The following is a 19514-nucleotide window of genomic DNA, read 5'->3' as shown; positions in this document are numbered from 1 at the left end:
GTTCGTTATGCTGGGCGCTTGAATGGAAGCAGTTCGCCGCTGCGGAGGGCCTGGGCGGGGATGCCGAAAATTTCCGCATAGCGGTCGATCATCTTGTCTGACAGGCCTTTGAATACCTGGGGTTTCATATGCCGTTTTACCTGCCACTGGAATTTGCCGGCTTTGAGGGCCAGTAGCGGAAGGTCGAGCAAGGTACGTTCCATGTAATAGGCGACAGGGCTTAGTGCTCCCGCTTCCACTTTGGATTTCGTATCGGCCACACGCTGTTCCACTTCATCCCAGGCCTGGCTGAGCGCCACGTTTTCCGGTTCCCAGCCGATGCTGGTGGCCGTAGTGTAATCGCCCTGCTGGTCCACTGCGTAGAAAAGTTGCTTGAACGTACCGTGATGCAGGTTGTCGCCGTCCTGCGGAACTTCATCTTTTTTCATGTTGTGCAGTTTTTTCGTTGATGAGGGATCAGCTCCCTGATATTATTTGAAATGCAGCAGGCACCGGATTTTCCGGCGGCTGCTGCATGGTAGTTCGTTTATTTTCGGCCGGTAAAAAGGCTTAGACAACGGTGATGCCGGCGTAAGCATACGAGAAGCGTGCGCTTTCGGGCACCATCATCACGATCGTATCGCCTTTCTTCAGCATGCCCTGGTTCAGCAGTTCTTCCAGCATGAAATACGGGGAAGCCGTGCCCACGTTGCCGACGCGGGTCAGGTTGGTAAACCATTTTTCCTGCGGGATATGCACGCCCAGCCGCGCGATCTCTTCATCGATCTTGAAACGGAAGAATTCGGAAGAGAGGTGCGGCAGGAACCAGGTGAGCTTATCGATATCGATGTTATATTTTTCGACGAGGTCTTTCCACATCTGTGCTCCGGAAGGCACGATGTTCTTGCCGAGCAGGCGGGTGTCCTGCTTGAAGGAGAAGACGCTGTTGGCGGCCCATTCTTCGGGCGTCATGTCGGTCCAGCCTTTGGTGGAGCCGTCTTCGTTCTTCACGGCGCCGGCGTACATGCAGGTTTCGAGCTCATGCGCGTACGAGGCAATTTCCACCCAGTCTACCCGCAGGCTGAGCCCTTCATCGTTGGGCTTGTCCTGGAACAGGGCGGCGCTGGCGCCGTCAGACAGCATCCAGCGGAGAAAATCTTTTTCGAAAGCGATGATGGGATTTTCGGTGAGTGTTTTCAGGTTATCCGTTTCCGGTTCGAAGTTGCGGGACAGCAGCCAGGCGGAGAATTTTTCGGAACCGGTGCTCACGGCGTTGGCGGTGTTGCCGCACTTAACAGACATCCAGGCGTATTTGAAAGCCTGCATACCGGCCGCGCAGGCGCCGGTGGCGGCGATCAGTTCCACGGGCTGGCATTTGAGGATGCCGTGCACCATGGCTGCGTGGTTGGGCAGCAGCTGGTCGGGGCTGGTAGTGCCACAGGCCAGAAGTTGCATTTGGGTGATGGGGAATTTATCGTCGAACAGGCTGGCCACTGCGTTTGCGGTCATTTCCGCGTTGGTGTGCGTGCTTTGCCCGTTCTTGTTCTGCGCATAATAACGCGTTTTGATCTTGTTGTTTCCCAGGATGATGTTCCTCGCCCGGGAAGGTTTTCCATCCACCATACCGAGGATGCTTTCCATTTCTTCATTCGCTACCGGCTCGTTCGGCAAAAATTTGGAGAGCCTCGTAATATATACTTCTTTCATCGCAGTGAATTGTCCGTTTTTTACTCGTTCTGAATAGTCGGCACCGGGGCGCCGGAATCATTTCAGGGTTGTTAAATTGATTAAGCGGCCGTAAATATAGAATTAATTCAGTTTTCGCGGAGTTGTATTCCTTTGTAATACGTAACGTCCTCATTAAGTTTCTTCCTGCCGATCGTGAGTTGCAGCCAACTGGCGACGGTGGTGAAAGGGGTGAGGATGGGAATGGCGGCGAGGAGGATGACGCGGTACATGGTAACACGGCCCTGGCGGGCGGGGCTCCCCGGTTCACCGGCTTTGCTGATGTAATTGGCCCAGAACCGGAACGGCTTTACGCCGCGCATTTCGAGGACGATGAGCCCCGGGTCTACTTCCACGCTGTTCAGCGCCAGAAGGTTTTGGTGCAGGTCGCCGAATTCCTTTTTGGCCAGCGCGTTGCCGATGGGCGCGGCAAAGCGGGAAGATTCCACGATCTCCTTTTCCTGGACGCCTGCGGGCGGGAAAACGAAGAACGCGTCTTTCTTGCCTTTGGTGGCCCAGCGGAGGATGGTGATGAGGGACACGAGGTTCGGGTGCTTGTCTACCAGCGCGATGTTCCCGGCCAGTTGGGCGCCGGCGGCGTGCAGGTAGCGTTTCACCTTCTCCTGTGCATTGATCCACATGTTGCGGCAGCCGAGCAGGGTCACCACGGGTTTCCCTTTCAGGAGGCGCTTCCCTTCTTCGCTTTGCAGGAAAGCGGCGATGGGCTGCGAGGGAGAAAGGAACCAGGGCTGGTACGCCAGCAACACCAGGTCGAAATGCTCGTCCGGGTTAATTTTCAGGGGTTGGATGGGCTGGGGTTTGCCCAACACGGTTTCCGGCATGGTATCGAAAAAACGCTGTTTGGGCCAGGGGAATGGGAAATCCTTCACCGGCACGATCTCCTCGAACTGTATCTCGGCCTTGCCTTGCAATGGCGCTAACACATGATCAATGATTCTCTTCAGCTGGCCCGTTTGGGTGTAATACACCACTAATATCTTCGGAAGTTGACTCATATACGGCGGTCGTATGTTCCTAAAAAAACAGCAAACATACAAAAGTTTTTCAATTTGTTATTGCTTGTGGACGCCCCCGGAGCCCATTTTGTCCACGTTAATGGAAGGCTCTCCTTTATAATATATATCGCCCGAGCCCAGGATGGAAGCCTTGAGGGTCCGGCTGGCGTGCAGTTTGATATTTCCGCTGCCGGCGATTTTCACTTCGGCCGTTTCAGCCATGAGGTCGAACGCATTACAGTTGCCGCTGCCGGCGATGTCTACGCTCATGTCGCGGGTTTCGCCCTTCAGGTCGATGTCTCCCGCGCCGGCGATGCTCAGCCTGATCTCGGGTGCGCTGAAAGCCGCTTCCATATCGCCGCTGCCGGCGATGCTCAGGCGAACGGGGCGGTCGGCCGTGAAATGGCTGCCGATCTTAATATCCCCCGAACCGGCCAGTTCCACGTCGGTCAGCTGGTCGGTGGCAAGTTCAACTTTCACATCTTTATGTGTACGGATATTTACATTATTCCTGAATTTGATCCGGAGTTTGTCACCGTCTTCTATTAATTCGATAAGCGGGAGAATATTGTCTTCTGCTTCGAGCGTGGCGGAACCGCCAGACCCTTTGGTGACGTAAACGTCCATACTTCCTTGTACTTCGAGGCGGGAAAAGGGCTTGACGTTGCGGGTTTCAGTGGCTACGCGGCCGCTGCCGCTGACCTGGTCGCAGGCCGAAAGGAACGGCAGGGCAACGAGGAGGAGCGCCATCAGGGTGAATTGCGTTTTCATACAGCAGTTGATTTAGAATCAGGGTATTGGGCGAAAAATACGATAAAATATCCAGATACGGGACGATGGCAATTTCGGGCGAATCTGCGGGAAAGCAAAATCCGAAGTCCGAAATTCCTTTATCTTTGCACCACCATGACAGAAAAGATCCTGATCCTCGATTTCGGGTCCCAGTATACGCAGCTGATTGCACGTTGCATCCGGGAACTGAATACTTATTGTGAAATACAGCCATGTAACAAGCCCATTGAATGGGAAGACAGTATTAAAGGCATTATTCTTTCCGGTTCTCCTTTTTCCGTAAACGACCCGCAGGCGCCTGTGGTAGACATTGCCGCCATGGCGGCGCGTGTACCCGTGCTGGGGGTTTGCTACGGCGCCCAGCTGATGGCCAAGGTTTTCGGCGGCGAGGTGGCCAAGAGCAGCACCCGTGAATACGGCCGTGCGTTCCTGGAACATTCCAACAAGGAAGAGCCCCTTTTCTACGACGTAAACCTGAAAAGCCAGGTGTGGATGAGCCATGCAGACACGATCGTTCGCCTGCCCGAAGTGTTCACCCCCATCGCGCATACAGACAACATCCCGGTGGCGGCCTTCAAAAGCCTCACCCTCGCCAAATACCCCGTTCATGCCGTGCAGTTCCACCCCGAAGTGACGCACTCCATCGAAGGGAAACAAATCATCCGCAACTTCCTCGTCCATATCTGCGGAATGCACCAGGACTGGACGCCCGCGGCTTTCGTTCAGGAAACCGTAGCCCGTATCAAGGCACAGGTGGGAGACAGCAAAGTGGTAATGGCGCTGAGCGGCGGGGTAGACTCTACCGTGGCTGCCGAGCTGATCCACAAAGCTATCGGACAGAACCTGTATTGCGTGTTCGTAGACAACGGGCTGCTGCGCAAAGACGAGTTCGAGACCGTGCTGGATTCCTATAAACACATGGGCCTCAACGTAAAAGGCGTAAACGCGAAAGAGCTGTTCTATGGCGAACTGAAAGGTGTTTCCGATCCCGAAACCAAGCGCAAGATCATCGGCCGCCTCTTCATCGAGGTGTTCCAGCAGGAATCTAAAGCGTTGACAGACATTAAGTTCCTCGGCCAGGGCACCATTTACCCGGATGTGATCGAATCCGTTTCCGTGAACGGCCCGTCGGCCACCATCAAATCCCACCACAACGTGGGCGGCCTGCCGGAAAAGATGAATATGGGACTGGTGGAACCGCTCCGCTTCCTCTTTAAAGACGAAGTCCGCCGCGTTGGCAAGGAAATCGGCATCAGCGACATCTTCCTCGCCCGCCATCCCTTCCCCGGCCCGGGCCTGGCCATCCGCATCCTCGGAGAAATCACCCCCGAAAAGGTGCACATGCTCCAGGAAGCAGACGCCATCTACATCGAACTGCTCCGCGAAATGGGACTCTATAACCAGGTTTGGCAGGCAGGCACCATCCTCCTCCCCGTACAAAGCGTTGGCGTAATGGGCGATGAACGGACTTACGAGTTCACCGTTGCCCTCCGTGCCGTTACATCGACCGACGGGATGACGGCAGACTGGGCGCACCTCCCTTACGAGTTCCTCGCCAAAGTATCGAACGACATTATTAATAAGGTAAAAGGTATCAACCGCGTGGTGTACGACATCAGCTCCAAACCGCCGGCTACTATCGAATGGGAATAATTCCCTTCAACGAATGAGCAGTTACGAATTACGGATGAACGTTTTTTTTCATTTGTAATTCGTAACTGTTTTTATCCATGGAATGATTTTTGCAAATTTGGCCTCATGAACCGAACGAACAACCCGGGCAAGCTGGCACTCAATATGTCTTTCGCCCTCCTGCTTTCCGCCTGTAGCATCTTCCGCCAGGCGCCTCAGAAAACGGATGGCCCGCCTCCCGAACTGAGCAAGCCGGAAAAGGAAGAGCCCAAAAAACCGGTTGAAGAGAAACCCGCTGCCAGGGCTCCCTTCAATGTTCCCGCATTCGCAAAGGAAGTGAAGAAAGACGCCTATAACGTCGCCATCTTCGCACCCCTGTATCTCGATTCCGTTTTTGCCAACGGCCTCGAAATCCCCGGCCGCACCATGCCCCGCTACGTGCTCGCCGGCCTCGAATTCTACGAAGGCGCCCAACTCGCCCTCGATTCCCTTTCCCGCCTCGGCGTGAAACTCAATGTGCAGATATTCGACAGCAAATCCCGGACGAACGACGCGGCCAGCCTCATCCGCAGCCGCCGGCTCGACAATACCGACCTTATCATCGGTTCTGTTTCCTTGCCCGAGATCAAAGTCATCAGCGATTTCGCGAAACGGAATGAAATCAACTTCGTTTCCGCCACCTATCCCAACGATGGCGGTATCTCCAACAACCCTTTCTTCCTCATCACCAACAGCACCCTCCGCTCCAACGTGGAAGCCGTGCATGATTACGTGCAGCGCGGGTTCGCCAACAAAAACATCGTGGTGGTTCGCCGCAATACGCCCTTCGAAGCCGGCATTTATGCCAATATCAAGGCTGCGTACGACAGGATGAACTACGGCAATAAGTCCCGCGTGCGCGAACTGATCTGGAGCGATGCCACCACGGAATCGCAAATCTCGCAGTTACTGCTGGCCGACCGGCCGAACGCGCTTATCGTGACCGCGCTCGACGAAGCCGGCGCCAAAAACATCCTCCGCAAGCTGTCGACCCAACGCGCCACTTACCCCTTGCATGTTTTCGGCATGCCGACCTGGGACGTGATGAAGTTCAAGGAGCCCGAGTTCGAGGGGATGACGATGTATTATACCTCACCTTATTACAACGATAAGACAGATGTTTTTTCTAAATACCTGGCAGACGCGTTCCGCCACAAGTATAAATCCCGCCCGTCAGACATGGCGTTTAAAGGATTCGAGGCTACCTGGTATTTCGTGAAGGCGCTCGCGCAGGATGGGGTGTATTTCAACAAAGACCTCAACAAACCGGGCAACCGCCTCTTCACAACGTTCAATTATCAACCTGTTTACCTCCAGGAAGACGCAGAAACGCCGGATTATTTCGAAAACAAGAACATCTATATCATCCAGAAAGGCGATAGCGCAGACTTTAAGATGAATGCTATCAACTGATTGATAAATAAATGATTACAGAAAAAGACCGGTTTCCCCGGTCTTTTTTTATTCCCCGATCTCCCAACCAGGCGGACCGGTTTTTGTTGTAGATTCAGGTATCCATGCAACCCGTTCTCACATTCACCGAAGGCGGCATTTACTGTCCTGCGGGCGATTTTTACATCGACCCCTGGAAGCCCGCAGACCGCGCCGTGATCACGCACGCGCATTCCGACCACGCCCGTTTGGGCAGCCGGCATTACCTCTGTACGAACGATTCCGTGCCCTTGCTGCGATTGCGGCTGGGGAAGGATATTTCCGTGCAGGGCGCGGGTTGGGGAGAGACGGTGAGGATAGGCGGCGCGGAAGTATCGTTGTATCCGGCCGGCCACATGATCGGTTCTGCGCAGGTGAAAGTGACGGTGGGCGGGCAGTCCTGGGTGGCCAGCGGCGATTATAAAACGGAGAACGACGGTATCTCCGGTGCGTTCGAACCCGTGAAATGCCATACGTTCATTACTGAAAGCACTTTCGGGCTGCCGATCTACCGCTGGCGGCCGCAGACGGCGATTTTCAGCGATATCGAAGGCTGGATGCGGGAAAACGAGGCCGCGGGGAAACAAAGTATCCTGGTGGCGTACAGTCTCGGCAAGGCGCAGCGGCTTTTATACAATTTAGCGCATACGGGGAAGCGCTTCTTCGTGCATGGAGCGATCTACAACGCCCATCAGTCGCTACTTTCAGCAGGATGGCCCCTTCCGGCGGTGGAGCTTATCACCCCGGAAACGAACAAAAGCGAAATGAAAAACCAGCTCATCATCGCACCGCCTTCCGCGGCGGATTCTGCGTGGATGAAGAAATTCTCGCCCTATTCGCTCGGTGTTTGCAGCGGGTGGATGCAGGTACGCGGGAACACCCGGAGAATGAACGCCGATGCAGGCTTCGCGATTTCCGACCATGCAGATTGGCCGGGATTGCTGCAAACGATCAGACAAACCGGCGCGGAAAAAGTATTCGTTACCCATGGGTTCAGCAGCGTACTGGCGCGCTTTCTACAGGAAAACGACCTACCCGCGGAAGCCGTGCGCACGGCGTTCGGCGGCGAAGAAGAAACCGAAACCTCCGCCTGATGCACCAGTTCTCGCAACTCATATCAGCCCTTTCGCACAGCACCAAGACGAACGAAAAACTGGAGCTGCTCAGCCATTATTTTTCCACGGCCGACGAGCGTGACGCCGCCTGGGTGCTGGCCCTGTTCACCGGACGGAAACCCAGGCGCACCGTAAATTCCGCGCAATTGCGCCTTTGGTGCCGCGAGGCCGCGGGCCTTCCCGAATGGTTGTTCGACGAATGCTACCATACCGTCGGCGACCTGGCCGAAACCATCGCACTGCTGTTGCCGCCGCCGGAAAAGGGGGACCGTTCCATGCCGCTGCATTTCTGGATGGAGGCGTTGATCTCGCTGGAAAAGGCACCCGAAGCGGAGAAATCCGCATTCATCCGCAGCGCCTGGGAGCAACTGCAGCCGGGCGAAAGATTCGTTTTCAACAAGCTGATCACAGGCGGGTTCAGGATCGGGGTGTCTCAGGGAACGATCGTCAATGCCATTGCGAAAGCTTTCGGGATGGAGGGCGCGGTGGTCAGCCATATGATCGGTGGAAATTGGGATCCCCGCGCAACCACGCTGCCGCAACTGTTGCACGATCACCACAGCAATCCGGACGATTCGCGGCCTTATCCATTCTTTCTGGCGCATGCGCTGGAAGGAAGCCCCTCGGGCCTGGGGGCGCCGGCCAACTGGCAGGCCGAATGGAAATGGGACGGCATCTGCGGGCAGCTGATCCGCCGGAACGGACAGGTATTCTTGTGGTCGAGGGGCGAGGAACTGATTACCGACAAATTCCCCGAAATCGCCGGTCTGCTGGAATATTTGCCGGACGGGACGGTCGTTGACGGCGAAATACTCGCCTGGGATGAAGTGCTGCATCGCCCGTTGCCGTTTCAGAACCTGCAAACCCGCATCGGCCGTAAAAACCTCACGAAAAAGCAACTGCAGGAGGCGCCGGTGGTACTTTTGGCGTATGATATGATGGAATGGAACGGGCAGGATATCCGGCCGCTGCCGCTCCGCGAGCGCCGGGAGCTGCTGGAAACGCTGGTGAAAACCGCGGACCGGCCGGCGTTGAAGATGTCCCCACTGATCGAATACGGGGATTGGGACGAACTGGCGGTACTTCGCGAACAAAGCCGGGGCAACAATAGCGAGGGCGTTATGCTGAAAAACGCGGGATCCGCGTACCAGGTGGGCCGGCGGCGCGGTGATTGGTGGAAATGGAAGATCGATCCGTTTACCGTGGATGCGGTGATGATTTACGCCCAGAAAGGCCATGGCCGCCGCTCGAACCTGTATACCGACTACACGTTCGCCGTGCGTAACGGCGATCAGCTCGTGCCTTTCGCGAAGGCCTATTCGGGGTTGACGGATGCGGAAATCGCGGAAGTAGACGCCTGGGTGAAGCGGCATGCGGTGGAGAAATTCGGGCCCGTGCGCACCGTGAAGCCCGAACTCGTTTTCGAGATCGCTTTCGAAGGCATCGCGGCGAGCAACCGGCACAAATCCGGTATCGCACTGCGTTTCCCCCGGATACACCGCTGGCGGAAGGATAAACCCGTCTCCGAGATCAATACGCTGGACGATCTCAAACAACTCCTGGCGGCGCAGATGTAACCTCATCAAGATTACCCTTTTAGTCTACAGAATATGTGTTGAAGTGATGTACTACCTTTGATTTGCGGGGGTTGACACCCTGCCGCCAAAACATCCCTGGACCGTAATAGACGGAAGGAAAAAAAGGACCAATCATTCGACGACCAACATTAAAAAAACGCAATTGAACCTACCATTGCCGGACCATTGGCTTTTCTACCGTTATACGAAAAGGATGCAATATTCACACGTGAAAATCATTTAACGCCAGATGGACTTGCAGGCCGCATTGTTGCTAGTATTGATAGGATTTGGGATCGGAACCTTCGGGACCCTGATCGGGGCCGGGGGAGGCTTTATCCTCATGCCTTTATTGCTGTTGATGTACCCGGACATGGCGCCCGACGTACTGACGAGCATTTCGCTGGCGGTGGTTTGCCTGAACGCGACCTCCGGATCGGTGGCGTATGCCCGGAAAAAACGGATCGATTACCGTTCCGCGGCCATTTTCGCGGTCGCTACATTGCCGGGCGCCATTCTCGGCGCCATGGCCACGAGTGTCATTTCGCGGCATGTTTTTAACCTGATCCTGGGGGGATTGCTGATCGTGATCGCGCTCTTCCTGATCGCCAGGCCCAACCGGGGCGCGTATGCCCAGGGTTCGCTCAAGGGGAAATGTGTGGACCGCGACCTCACGGAGCGCAGCGGCGAGCACCATCAATATCGTTTTAATATCTGGTACGGCATTCTGATCAGTTTCGCCGTGGGCTTCATCAGCAGCCTGCTGGGCATCGGTGGTGGTATTATCCACGTTCCGGCGCTGATCAGCGTACTGAATTTCCCCATCCACATCGCAACGGCAACGAGCCATTTCATCCTGGCCATTATGTCTTTGGCAGGCACGATCGTTCATATGATCCAGGGCAGTTTCTGGGAAGGCTGGCAGACCGCGCTTTCCATCGGTATCGGCGTGGTAATTGGTGCGCAACTGGGCGCGGGGCTTTCTAGCAAAGTGAAGCCCAAAGGCATCATGATCGCCCTCGCCGGCGCACTGCTCATCGTAGGCGTCCGGCTCCTGTTCACCTGATTTTTCCATATGCATACAATAGTAATTGCCGGTTGAACGATCAGCCGGCATTTTTTTTCGCCGGACTTTTTGATAATCATTGCAGCATAAAGCTCAGTACGAAAAGTACCGAAAGCACATACATCACAGGGCTGATCTCACGGTATTTTCCGGTGAAGACTTTCAGCAAAACATAAGACAGCATCCCGAAAACGATGCCTTCCGCTATGCTGTACGTGTATGGCATCATGACAATTGCCAGGAACGCGGAGATCGCTTCCGTCACATCATCGAAATTGATTTTTACAACAGCTCCCATCATCAGCATCCCTACGATGATGAGCGCGGGCGCCGTGGCCGCGGCGGGGATCATGGCGAAAAGTGGGGCGAAGAACAATGCCAGGAGGAACATCCCCGCTACTGTCACGGCCGTTAAACCGGTTCTTCCGCCCGAAGCAATACCGCTGGCGCTTTCCACATATGCCGTGACCACGCTGGTCCCCAATAATGCGCCCGCTGTGGTACCCACCGCGTCGGCGAACAGGGCCTGTTTCGCCCGGGGGATGCGGCCCCGGCTGTCGAGCAAACCGGCTTTGCTGCAAAGACCGATGAGCGTGCCTACCGTATCGAACAGATTGACCATCAACAAAGTAAATAGAATCACGACCATATCCATCGAAAATACCCTGTCGAATTCCAGCTGGAAAGCGATCGGCGAAATACCCGGCGGCAAGCTCATGATACCGTGTTCCGGCCAGATGGTCAAACCCAGCGGGATGCCAGCCAGCGTGGCAACGAGGATACCCAGCAACAGCGCGGCATTGACTTTCCTGTACATCAATACAGCGCTGACGATCAGTCCCAGCAAGGCGATGAGCGGCCCGGCGCTCGTGATGTGCCCCATTTTCAGGATGACCCCGTCCAGCTTACCGTCTCCCACATGCCGCATACCCGTTTCGATAATACCGGCATTGGCCATCCCGATCAGTGCGATCAAAAGCCCAATCCCCACAGATATCGCGTGTTTCAGGTTCTCGGGGATGGTGTTGATGATCGCTTCCCGGATGTGAAAGAGCGACAGGAAAATGAAAATGATGCCTTCCAGGAAGACGGCCGTTAGCGCAAATTGCCAACTGTAGCCCATTCCCAGCACGATGGTGTATGCGAAGAAAGCATTGAGGCCCATCCCTGGCGCCAGCCCCACCGGCAAACGCGCATATAATCCCATTACCAGTGTGCCGATGGCGGCAGCGAGAGCCGTGGCGGTGATCAATGCGTTGAAATCCATCCCGGTTTTGGACAGGATCATGGGGTTGACGGCCAGGATGTACGCCATGGTCGAAAAGGTAGTCAAACCCGCCAGCAGTTCCTGCCTGACCGTTGTACCGTGTTCGTGTAAACGAAAGAAATCGCGCATAGGGCAAAGGTAGGCCATGCGGGAATTTTTCCTAATTTCATTGTCTGATGAAACACACACCCGGCTGGCAAGCGATCGAACAGTGGCTGGGAGCGAAAGGACTGGCCCCTTTCGCCTTCCAGGAAGAAGCATGGGAACATTACCTCCAGGGCCGCTCCGGCCTGGTGAATGCCCCCACGGGCTTCGGCAAGACTTTTTCCTTATTCCTCGGCTCGGTTATCCGCTGGATCAATGAGCACCCGAAAGACTACCGGTCTCGCACCGGCAATGGCCTCCGCCTCATGTGGATCACTCCGTTGCGGGCGCTGGCCAAAGACATCGGCCGTGCCATGGAAGAAGCCCTGGGGGAGCTTCACGTACCCTGGGCCGTAGGAATCCGAAGTGGCGATACGCCCCTCAGCGTACGGGAAAAACAAAAGCGCAACATGCCCGAGGTGCTCATCATTACCCCGGAATCCCTCCACATCCTCATCGCCCAGAAAGAATATCCCAGGCGGTTCGAACATCTCGAAACCATCGTGGCCGACGAATGGCACGAGCTCCTGGGCAGTAAGCGCGGTGTGATGACCGAGCTCGGCATCAGCCGGCTCCGCGGCCTCCGCACCGATCTCCGCATCTGGGGCATTTCCGCGACCATCGGCAACCTCGACGAGGCGCTGGACGTACTGCTCGGCAACCTCCCCGGCGAACGGGTCATCGTTCGGGCAGATGTCCGCAAGGCCATCGAAGTGGAATCCATATTGCCCGACGAGATCGAAAAATACCCATGGGCGGGGCATATGGGGCTGCGACTCCTCCACAAAGTGATCCCCGTCATCATGGAAAGCAATACCACCTTGCTTTTCACCAACACCCGCGGACAATCGGAAATATGGTACCACCAAATCCTCAGGGAATGTCCAGAGCTGGCAGGCGCCATCGCGCTGCACCACGGCTCCATCGACGCTGCGCTCCGCATCTGGGTGGAAGAAGCCCTGCACACGGGGATCCTCAAACTGGTGGTATGCACCTCCAGTCTCGACCTGGGCGTCGACTTCCGGCCGGTGGACACCGTTATCCAGGTGGGCAGCCCGAAAGGCGTGGCGCGTTTCCTGCAACGCGCCGGCCGAAGCGGGCACCGTCCCGACGCCGTCAGCCGGATCTGGTTCCTCCCCACCCACTCCCTCGAGCTGGTAGAGGCCGCCGCGCTGAAAGACGCCATGGCCGAAAATCTCATCGAAAGCCGGATGCCGGTGGTACTGGCGTACGATGTACTGCTGCAATACCTCATGACGCTCGGTGTGTCGGAGGGATTCAACGCGGAAGAGATCAAAAACGAAGTACTATCCACTTTTTGCTTCCGGGAAATGACGGAAGAGGAATGGAACTGGAGCCTGTCGTTTCTCGTATCTGGCGGCGAAGCCCTGCAGGTTTACGACGAATACCATAAACTCCACCTCGTTGGCGACCGCTACTACTGCACGAGCAAGCAACAGGCCATGCGGCATCGCCTGCACATCGGCACTATCGTAAGCGATGCCATGTTGAAAGTCAGGTACCTCGCGGGCGGTTATGTCGGCGTCATCGAAGAATATTTCATTTCGCGGCTCACGCCTGGCGATAGTTTCCGGTTGAGCGGCCATAACCTGGAGTTCGTCATGATCAAAGACATGACGGTACTGGTGCGCAAATCGAAGTCGAAAAAAAGCATTGTTCCCAGTTGGAATGGAGGCAGGATGCCGCTTTCGGCCAACTTGGGCAAAATGCTCCGCCGGAAATTCCACGAAGCCATGTCGGGCCAGGCGAACGAACCCGAGATCACGATACTTCAACCGCTGTTCGAGCTCCAGCAGTTACTTTCGCACATTCCACGCGAAAATGAGCTGCTGATGGAACAAATCCAGACGGAAGACGGATACCATCTATTCGTATATCCGTTCGAAGGGCGGCTCGTCCATGAAGTGATGGCCATGTTGCTGGCCTGGCGCATCAGCCAGCGGCATCCCATCACATTTTCCATTGCCATGAACGACTATGGTTTCGAACTGCTGAGCGATCAGCCGATACCTGTAGACGACAGCAATGCGGACGAGCTTTTCTCCCCCGACAACCTCACGGTAGACTTACAAAGCAGCGTGAATGCCACGGAAATGGCGCGCCGCAAGTTCCGCGACATTGCTGTGATTGCGGGGCTCGTATTCCAGGGATATCCCGGAAAATCGAAAGCCAACCGGCATTTGCAATCATCCGCCTCTTTACTGTTCAAGGTTTTCGAAGATTACGATGCGCAGAATATCCTCGTGCGCCAGGCCTACAACGAAGCGTTTTTCTACCAGATGGAAGAAGCCCGCTTGCGGGAGACGCTGGAACGGATCCGGAACGGCAACATCGTGATCACTTTTCCCCAACGTTTGACGCCTTTCTGTTTCCCCATCAAGGTAGATAGCCTTCGGGAGGAACTGACAAGCGAAAAACTGGAAGACCGCATCAAAAAAATGACGCTCTGGCAATAGGACTTGCCGCATGGAAAATAAAAATCCTGGCAACAGACCAAATAAAATACAACGAACATTGGAAGACATTCGGTACGAGATCAAGGGTGGACACTGGCGGCTTTCCGCCGGGAAGGCAGTGTATTGGGAAGAAGAGCGGGCGCTGATCGTAGCAGACCTGCATGTGGGCAAGGCGGCGCATTTCCGGAAAGCGGGAATTGGTGTGCCGGCCAACATCGTGCAGGAAGATCTTTACCGTTTGCAGCAACTGATCACGAAGTACAACCCCGATCGCTTGATCGTGGTGGGCGATATGTTCCACAGCTCGGCAAATAATGAAGTGCAGTATTTCCAGATTTGGCGGAACCAGTTTCCGCACATCCGTTTCGAACTGGTAACAGGAAACCATGATATTATGGACCCGGAGGTCTATGCTTCTTTAGGGATCGATTTGATGGAATCTTTACAAGTGGGCGGAATGTATTTCGTGCATGATCCGAAAGATAAACTTTTGGATAACGGGGAGACGTATGCGGTTTCGGGGCATATTCACCCGGGGGTTTGGATGGTGGGATATGGCAAGCAGCGGTTGCGACTGCCCTGTTTTTATTTCGGGCCGGAAGGCGCGATTCTGCCGGCGTTCAGTGTGTTTACGGGTTTATATTCCCTGGAGCCCGCGGCGGACGCAGCGGTTTTCGTGATCGGAGGGAATGGTATTTTTAAGGTTTGACGGGCGGTCAGTTTTCGGGAGCGATACTTTTTCCGAAAGCGAGGATATTTCCGTCCGGATCCCTGACGGCAAAGTCACGAACACCGTAGGGCCTGTCTGCCGGCGGAATGAATGCATCCGCTCCTTTCGCCGCGATCTCTGCGAAATAATCGTCCACTTCGTCACAAAAAATGTACATATGTCCCTCCCCTATCGCCTTTTTGTTTCCCTGCGATGCAGGGCCGGAGAGGTGAATGAATACATTCCCGTGATGCAGCCCCACTACGCTTCCGAATTCAAAATCCAGGTTAAATCCCAGCGTTTCGGTGTAAAACACGGTAGCGGCCGCGAGATCGCTGACCTGGAATATGGTAGCTGCGCATTCGGTTGTCATGGTTTTGATTTTTGGCAGGTAAGTAAATTTACAGTATTTCTCTTTTGTGGGTAATCCCCGTCTTACTACACTTGAAAACAATTCCCATTTCAATTTTTCATCCCCTTTCAGTTGTAAGACATACTGAAAAGTTCCATTCCAACGCACAAGTTTGTTAATAGGACGCGGCAATTTCCATGACGAACAGAATCTGTCACCTGGTTTTTAATCCAGGAAGATTTCCTACATTGACGCAAACAACCATACTCCTTTTCCATTCCACCCATCAAAAAATGCCGGAGGAACCTCCGGCATTATCAATGGTTAACATGGGGTTATTACAAAGATGAGTTCCCTTGCATATGACATAAGGCATTCTTCTATGTCACTTATTTTGCGGAATCAGCTGTAACCCTGATTCCGGGGAATAAAATTATTACTGGGCCCTGCGATGACAGCGTACGACATGGTTTAACATTGTTTCTTCGCACGGGCCAATGCCAACGCAAACATATTAATCCAGGCACGACACCACTTTCCCGGAATAAAATTATTACTGGGCCCTGCGATGACAGCGTACGACATGGTTTAACATTGTTTCTTCGCACGGGCCAATGCCAACGCAAACATATTAATCCAGGCACGACATTACTTTCCCTGAACGGGCATAACCCTATTGCCGATCCATTTCTGAAAGGGTGAAAAGCCGCACCATCCCGCGATCAAAGGCGAATCAATTCTTCATCTGCTTTTTCAGCATGCTCACCTGTTCCTGCAACTGGTTTACCATTCCGGCCAGGTGGTTCACGCTCATTTTGTGCTGCTGACCCATTTTCTGGATCACCGCATCCGCCGCCCAGATCTCCAGCACTTCGTCCATATTCACGGAATACGGATCGTACATGGGGTTGTCCGACGCCAGGGTCACCTTCGCTTTCGAACGGTTGCTCTTCAATACCCGCTTGTAAACGATGCCCTCGCGGTTCGTCACCACGATATACGCCTCGTTATTACGGATATCTTCCCAACCATCCACTTTGTGGCAAACCACCACTGAGCCCGAAGGCGTCGGCAACATCGAATCGCCCGCGATCTCGAACGCACGGTACTGGCCCGCGCCCAACATGGGTAACGTAAACGTATTCAACTCCTCGATGAACTCATCATCGTTAAAGCCGGCCAGGTAACCCGCGGCCGCTTTTACCGGAACGAACACCACATTCTGACGGCTGGTACCGCCCAACTTCTGCTGACGCCTGCGCTCCAGGAAAGTTTCCTTCTGGGAACTCAGATCGCGCCGTAACAGATCGTCGATCGATACACGAAACATATCGCTCACCTGCTCCAACACTTCCGTCCGCGGCTCCGCCCGCTCTTCCTCATATGCCCCCAATAACGAACGCTTGATGTTGAGACGGTCCGCGAATTCCTGCTGCGTCCAGCCCTTTTGCTTGCGCAGGTATTTAAGATTTCGGCAAACAGTAGACATCCCTAAATTATTTAGTACAACAATGCTAACAAAATTAGCAAATATTTTTTGTAATAAAAAAATTTATCTGTGACTCAACGCTTATTTTTGCCCCGGACAAACTCAAACAATATGAACGCTTTGTTAGACATTCACTCGTACGTGCGCTGGCTCATCGTGATTTTCGGCGCCCTCGCCGTTATTCGCGCCATCGCCGGTGTCGCCGGTAATAAGCCCTACGGCGCAGGCGATGCCAAGGCAGGCCTCTTCTTCATGATTTTCCTGGACATCCAGCTGCTCATTGGCCTCGTGCTCATGTTCACCAGCTCCCTTACAAAAACCGCTTTCGGCAATATGGGCGCCGCTATGGGCGATAAAGTGCTCCGCTTCTTCACCGTAGAGCACACCCTCCTCGCCATCGTGGCCATCGCTATGGTCCATATCGGCCGCTCCAAGATCAAGAAAGCAGATTCCGATGCCAAAAAACAGAAGACCGCCCTCATCTTCTTCAGCATTGCCCTCGTGCTCCTCCTCGCCCTCATTCCCTGGCCAGGCCGCGAACTGATCGGCAGAGCACTGCTTCCTTCCCTCCGCTAATGGTATATACACCATAAAAAAAGTAAGAACAGGTTTACCCGTTCTTACTTTTTTTATGCCCGGAGGCCGCTTGCCATGATCTCCGTGCTTTCGACGATTCAGCCCTGTGTTTTATAAAACAGCCGGTAAGAATATATGTAAGGCAGCGCCGCCAGCGCCATTGCCGCGAAGATAAACAGGAACACCCCGCTGATCACCGGCAGGAACATGCCCGCCACCATGATCACGATCCCCGCGTACAGCCACAAGCGCCCCGCCATATGGTGCGTTTCCGTCCAGATCGCATCGCTCGCCAGCGTCCAGGGCGTGCGCACCCCCACGAAATAATTCGGTTTCAGGTGCCGCAGAAAGACGCCCAGCGCCGCAATCAGCAATCCTACCCCCACAAACACCCATTTTTCCAGGAAAATCTCCTTGCTGCGCGAAATAAGGAAGATCACGACCGCCGTAAACACCGCCAGATATATATGTATCCGGAAACGGATGCGGTAATATTCGCCCATATACGCCTTGAACTCGTCAGGCGTCTCGTCCCACGTCTCCCGCTTCGGAATATAGCGGAACAGCGCGTACAACAGCGCGTTCGTAAAAAAGAGGAAAATCATCAGGAGCAAAAATTCGCTTTTTCTCACCACGCCATCGGCCTCGCCGTTCATATTGAAATTGGTGGGTATGCTGGCGGGAAGCTGGTTCCAGATCAGTGCCAGGTACACCATCGGCCCTAACAACAGTGCCAGCAGCAGGAACTCTTTGACATAATCCGTGTGTTTCATAACGAAATGGATTAGTACATCTATTTAAACAAACGCCGGAGGCCTTTGGTTTATTTTTCTTTTTTATTTGCCAATAACATTAGCAATACTAATATTTTTAGTATTTTTGGATACAAAGACACGATTTTATGTTGTTAGACGGCCAACGAACGATCGCGCATTTCGACCTGGACTGCTTTTTCGTATCGGTCGAATGCCTGAAAGACCATAGCCTGAAAGGCAAGCCCCTGCTGGTGGGCGGCAAGAGCGACCGCGCCGTGGTGGCCGCTTGCAGCTATGAAGCCCGTACTTTCGGCATCCACTCCGCCATGCCCATGAAAATGGCCCTGCGGCTTTGTCCGCACGCGATCGTCCGCAGCGGGGATTTTGAAGAATACAGCCATTTTTCGCGGGAAGTGACCGACATCATCGCCGGATCCGCTCCATTGTACGAAAAATCGTCGATCGATGAATTTTACCTGGACCTGACAGGGATGGACAAATACTTCGGCTCCCTCAAATGGACGACCGAGCTCCGCCGGCAGATCATGCATAAAACGCAATTGCCCATTTCCCTGGGCCTGGCGTCGAATAAAATGGTGTCGAAAGTGGCGACCAACGAAGCGAAGCCCAACGGACAGCTTTCCATTCCTTTCGGACAGGAAAAAGGTTTCCTGGCGCCCATGCCGGTCGAAAAAATCCCCATGGTGGGCAAGGAAACGGCGGCGCAATTGCGGCGGCGCGGAGTGGAAACGGTGAAAACCCTCAGCGAGATCCCGGTGGGATTGCTGGAGGCGTGGTTGGGAAAAAACGGCATTTCGTTGTGGAACAAGGCCAATGGGATCGATGAATCACCTGTTGTGCCGTTCCATGAACAGAAATCCATCTCCACGGAATCGACTTTTCCGCAAGACACGATCGACCTGGGGTTTATGCACAGCGAACTGGTGCGGATGACGGAGAAGATCGGGTTCGAGCTCCGGCAGCAAAACCGGCTCACAGGCTGTGTTACGGTCAAAATCCGGTATTCGGACTTCGAAACGGTGACCAAACAACTGAGCGTCCCGTATTCGTCCAGCGATCATGTGCTGCTGGGCCACGTCAAACAACTGTTCACCAAACTGTACGACCGCAGGCTGTTGGTACGGCTCATCGGGATACGGTTCAGCAATCTCGTATCGGGGAATTACCAGATCAGTCTTTTCGACGATACGGCGGATATGATATCGCTGTACCAGGCGATCGACAGTATCAAATCGCAATTCGGATGGCAATACCTGATGCGCGGCAGCAGCAGTAGCGGCAATTTCGAGCAGCAGTTGCAGCCGTTCCAGAAAGAAACATTTATTATGAAACGCCGTTATCCCGGACATTGA

Annotated in this window: 17 protein-coding genes; 9 read left to right on the top strand and 8 right to left on the bottom strand. The window is 54.4% G+C overall.

The annotated features are described in order from the left end of the window. Positions 1–5: 5 nt before the first annotated feature. The 4 genes from EJ361_RS09005 to EJ361_RS08990 form a co-directional block, all read right to left on the bottom strand. Positions 6–428: a hypothetical protein gene (locus EJ361_RS09005; protein WP_126245158.1), complete on the bottom strand. Its 423-nt coding sequence runs from the start codon at positions 426–428 to the stop codon at positions 6–8. Positions 429–549: 121 nt separating this feature from the next. Then, on the bottom strand, positions 550–1686 hold the full coding sequence (locus EJ361_RS09000; RefSeq protein WP_126245157.1) for a beta-ketoacyl-ACP synthase III: 1137 nt from the start codon (positions 1684–1686) through the stop codon (positions 550–552). Positions 1687–1793: 107 nt separating this feature from the next. Then, on the bottom strand, positions 1794–2720 hold the full coding sequence (locus EJ361_RS08995; RefSeq protein WP_126245156.1) for a dialkylrecorsinol condensing enzyme: 927 nt from the start codon (positions 2718–2720) through the stop codon (positions 1794–1796). Between the two features lie 57 nt (positions 2721–2777). After that, complete coding sequence (locus EJ361_RS08990) at positions 2778–3491, bottom strand: head GIN domain-containing protein (RefSeq protein WP_126245155.1); 714 nt, start codon at positions 3489–3491, stop codon at positions 2778–2780. A gap of 135 nt (positions 3492–3626) precedes the next feature. Here EJ361_RS08990 and guaA point away from each other — a divergent pair, with 135 nt between their 5' ends. From guaA to EJ361_RS08965, 5 genes are all read left to right on the top strand, one after another. After that, a complete protein-coding gene (gene guaA / locus EJ361_RS08985; RefSeq protein WP_126245154.1) occupies positions 3627–5165 on the top strand; it encodes a glutamine-hydrolyzing GMP synthase in 1539 nt (512 codons plus the stop codon). Between the two features lie 105 nt (positions 5166–5270). Beyond that, the gene (locus EJ361_RS08980) at positions 5271–6596 is read left to right on the top strand and encodes an ABC transporter substrate-binding protein (protein ID WP_126245153.1); all 1326 of its coding nucleotides are present in this window, start codon (positions 5271–5273) and stop codon (positions 6594–6596) included. 104 nt (positions 6597–6700) lie between these two features. Next, positions 6701–7708: a ligase-associated DNA damage response exonuclease gene (locus EJ361_RS08975; protein ID WP_126245152.1), complete on the top strand. Its 1008-nt coding sequence runs from the start codon at positions 6701–6703 to the stop codon at positions 7706–7708. Continuing rightward, entirely contained in the window at positions 7708–9306 is a 1599-nt protein-coding gene (locus EJ361_RS08970) for an ATP-dependent DNA ligase (RefSeq protein WP_126245151.1), read from the top strand. The genes EJ361_RS08975 and EJ361_RS08970 overlap by 1 nt, the downstream gene beginning before the upstream one ends. Positions 9307–9556: 250 nt before the next feature. Next, the gene (locus tag EJ361_RS08965; protein ID WP_126245150.1) at positions 9557–10372 is read left to right on the top strand and encodes a sulfite exporter TauE/SafE family protein; all 816 of its coding nucleotides are present in this window, start codon (positions 9557–9559) and stop codon (positions 10370–10372) included. A gap of 76 nt (positions 10373–10448) precedes the next feature. Here the strand turns inward: EJ361_RS08965 and EJ361_RS08960 are convergent, their stop codons facing one another. After that, positions 10449–11768: an NCS2 family permease gene (locus EJ361_RS08960; protein ID WP_126245149.1), complete on the bottom strand. Its 1320-nt coding sequence runs from the start codon at positions 11766–11768 to the stop codon at positions 10449–10451. Between the two features lie 47 nt (positions 11769–11815). Here EJ361_RS08960 and EJ361_RS08955 point away from each other — a divergent pair, with 47 nt between their 5' ends. Both EJ361_RS08955 and pdeM read left to right on the top strand, forming a co-directional pair. Further along, positions 11816–14260 (top strand): ligase-associated DNA damage response DEXH box helicase, encoded by a 2445-nt coding sequence (locus tag EJ361_RS08955; protein ID WP_126245148.1) that lies wholly within the window; start codon positions 11816–11818, stop codon positions 14258–14260. Positions 14261–14318: 58 nt separating this feature from the next. Continuing rightward, positions 14319–14969 (top strand): ligase-associated DNA damage response endonuclease PdeM, encoded by a 651-nt coding sequence (gene pdeM / locus EJ361_RS08950; RefSeq protein ID WP_205686961.1) that lies wholly within the window; start codon positions 14319–14321, stop codon positions 14967–14969. A 7-nt stretch (positions 14970–14976) separates the two neighbouring features. Here pdeM and EJ361_RS08945 read toward each other — a convergent pair whose 3' ends face one another. After that, positions 14977–15342 (bottom strand): VOC family protein, encoded by a 366-nt coding sequence (locus EJ361_RS08945; RefSeq protein WP_126245146.1) that lies wholly within the window; start codon positions 15340–15342, stop codon positions 14977–14979. 712 nt (positions 15343–16054) lie between these two features. Beyond that, complete coding sequence (locus EJ361_RS08940; RefSeq protein WP_126245145.1) at positions 16055–16810, bottom strand: XRE family transcriptional regulator; 756 nt, start codon at positions 16808–16810, stop codon at positions 16055–16057. Between the two features lie 111 nt (positions 16811–16921). Between EJ361_RS08940 and EJ361_RS08935 the strand changes: the two genes are divergently transcribed. Then, positions 16922–17386 carry a hypothetical protein gene (locus tag EJ361_RS08935; protein WP_126245144.1) on the top strand — a complete coding sequence of 155 codons (465 nt, stop codon included), beginning with the start codon at positions 16922–16924 and terminating at the stop codon, positions 17384–17386. A 98-nt stretch (positions 17387–17484) separates the two neighbouring features. Here EJ361_RS08935 and EJ361_RS08930 read toward each other — a convergent pair whose 3' ends face one another. Then, positions 17485–18159 (bottom strand): SdpI family protein, encoded by a 675-nt coding sequence (locus EJ361_RS08930; protein WP_126245143.1) that lies wholly within the window; start codon positions 18157–18159, stop codon positions 17485–17487. A gap of 128 nt (positions 18160–18287) precedes the next feature. On the opposite strand from EJ361_RS08930, the gene dinB reads away from it, so the two are divergent. Beyond that, positions 18288–19514: a DNA polymerase IV gene (dinB, locus tag EJ361_RS08925; RefSeq protein WP_126245142.1), complete on the top strand. Its 1227-nt coding sequence runs from the start codon at positions 18288–18290 to the stop codon at positions 19512–19514.

Origin of the sequence: Chitinophaga rhizosphaerae (assembly GCF_003958645.1) — a bacterium.
GTDB lineage: Bacteria > Bacteroidota > Bacteroidia > Chitinophagales > Chitinophagaceae > Chitinophaga > Chitinophaga rhizosphaerae.
This window is presented reverse-complemented; position numbering and strand designations above follow the sequence as displayed.

Bases quoted from the DNA above. Each gene is read 5' to 3' on its own strand.
- EJ361_RS08965 (WP_126245150.1), top strand. From the start codon at position 9,557: ATGGACTTGCAGGCCGCATTGTTGCTAGTATTGATAGGATTTGGGATC.
- EJ361_RS08980 (WP_126245153.1), top strand. From the start codon at position 5,271: ATGAACCGAACGAACAACCCGGGCAAGCTGGCACTCAATATGTCTTTC.
- EJ361_RS08945 (WP_126245146.1), bottom strand. From the start codon at position 15,342: ATGACAACCGAATGCGCAGCTACCATATTCCAGGTCAGCGATCTCGCG.
- EJ361_RS08930 (WP_126245143.1), bottom strand. From the start codon at position 18,159: ATGAAACACACGGATTATGTCAAAGAGTTCCTGCTGCTGGCACTGTTG.
- EJ361_RS08955 (WP_126245148.1), top strand. From the start codon at position 11,816: ATGAAACACACACCCGGCTGGCAAGCGATCGAACAGTGGCTGGGAGCG.
- EJ361_RS08970 (WP_126245151.1), top strand. From the start codon at position 7,708: ATGCACCAGTTCTCGCAACTCATATCAGCCCTTTCGCACAGCACCAAG.
- EJ361_RS08975 (WP_126245152.1), top strand. From the start codon at position 6,701: ATGCAACCCGTTCTCACATTCACCGAAGGCGGCATTTACTGTCCTGCG.
- EJ361_RS09000 (WP_126245157.1), bottom strand. From the start codon at position 1,686: ATGAAAGAAGTATATATTACGAGGCTCTCCAAATTTTTGCCGAACGAG.
- EJ361_RS08940 (WP_126245145.1), bottom strand. From the start codon at position 16,810: ATGTCTACTGTTTGCCGAAATCTTAAATACCTGCGCAAGCAAAAGGGC.
- guaA (WP_126245154.1), top strand. From the start codon at position 3,627: ATGACAGAAAAGATCCTGATCCTCGATTTCGGGTCCCAGTATACGCAG.
- EJ361_RS09005 (WP_126245158.1), bottom strand. From the start codon at position 428: ATGAAAAAAGATGAAGTTCCGCAGGACGGCGACAACCTGCATCACGGT.
- EJ361_RS08935 (WP_126245144.1), top strand. From the start codon at position 16,922: ATGAACGCTTTGTTAGACATTCACTCGTACGTGCGCTGGCTCATCGTG.
- EJ361_RS08960 (WP_126245149.1), bottom strand. From the start codon at position 11,768: ATGCGCGATTTCTTTCGTTTACACGAACACGGTACAACGGTCAGGCAG.
- dinB (WP_126245142.1), top strand. From the start codon at position 18,288: ATGTTGTTAGACGGCCAACGAACGATCGCGCATTTCGACCTGGACTGC.
- EJ361_RS08995 (WP_126245156.1), bottom strand. From the start codon at position 2,720: ATGAGTCAACTTCCGAAGATATTAGTGGTGTATTACACCCAAACGGGC.
- EJ361_RS08990 (WP_126245155.1), bottom strand. From the start codon at position 3,491: ATGAAAACGCAATTCACCCTGATGGCGCTCCTCCTCGTTGCCCTGCCG.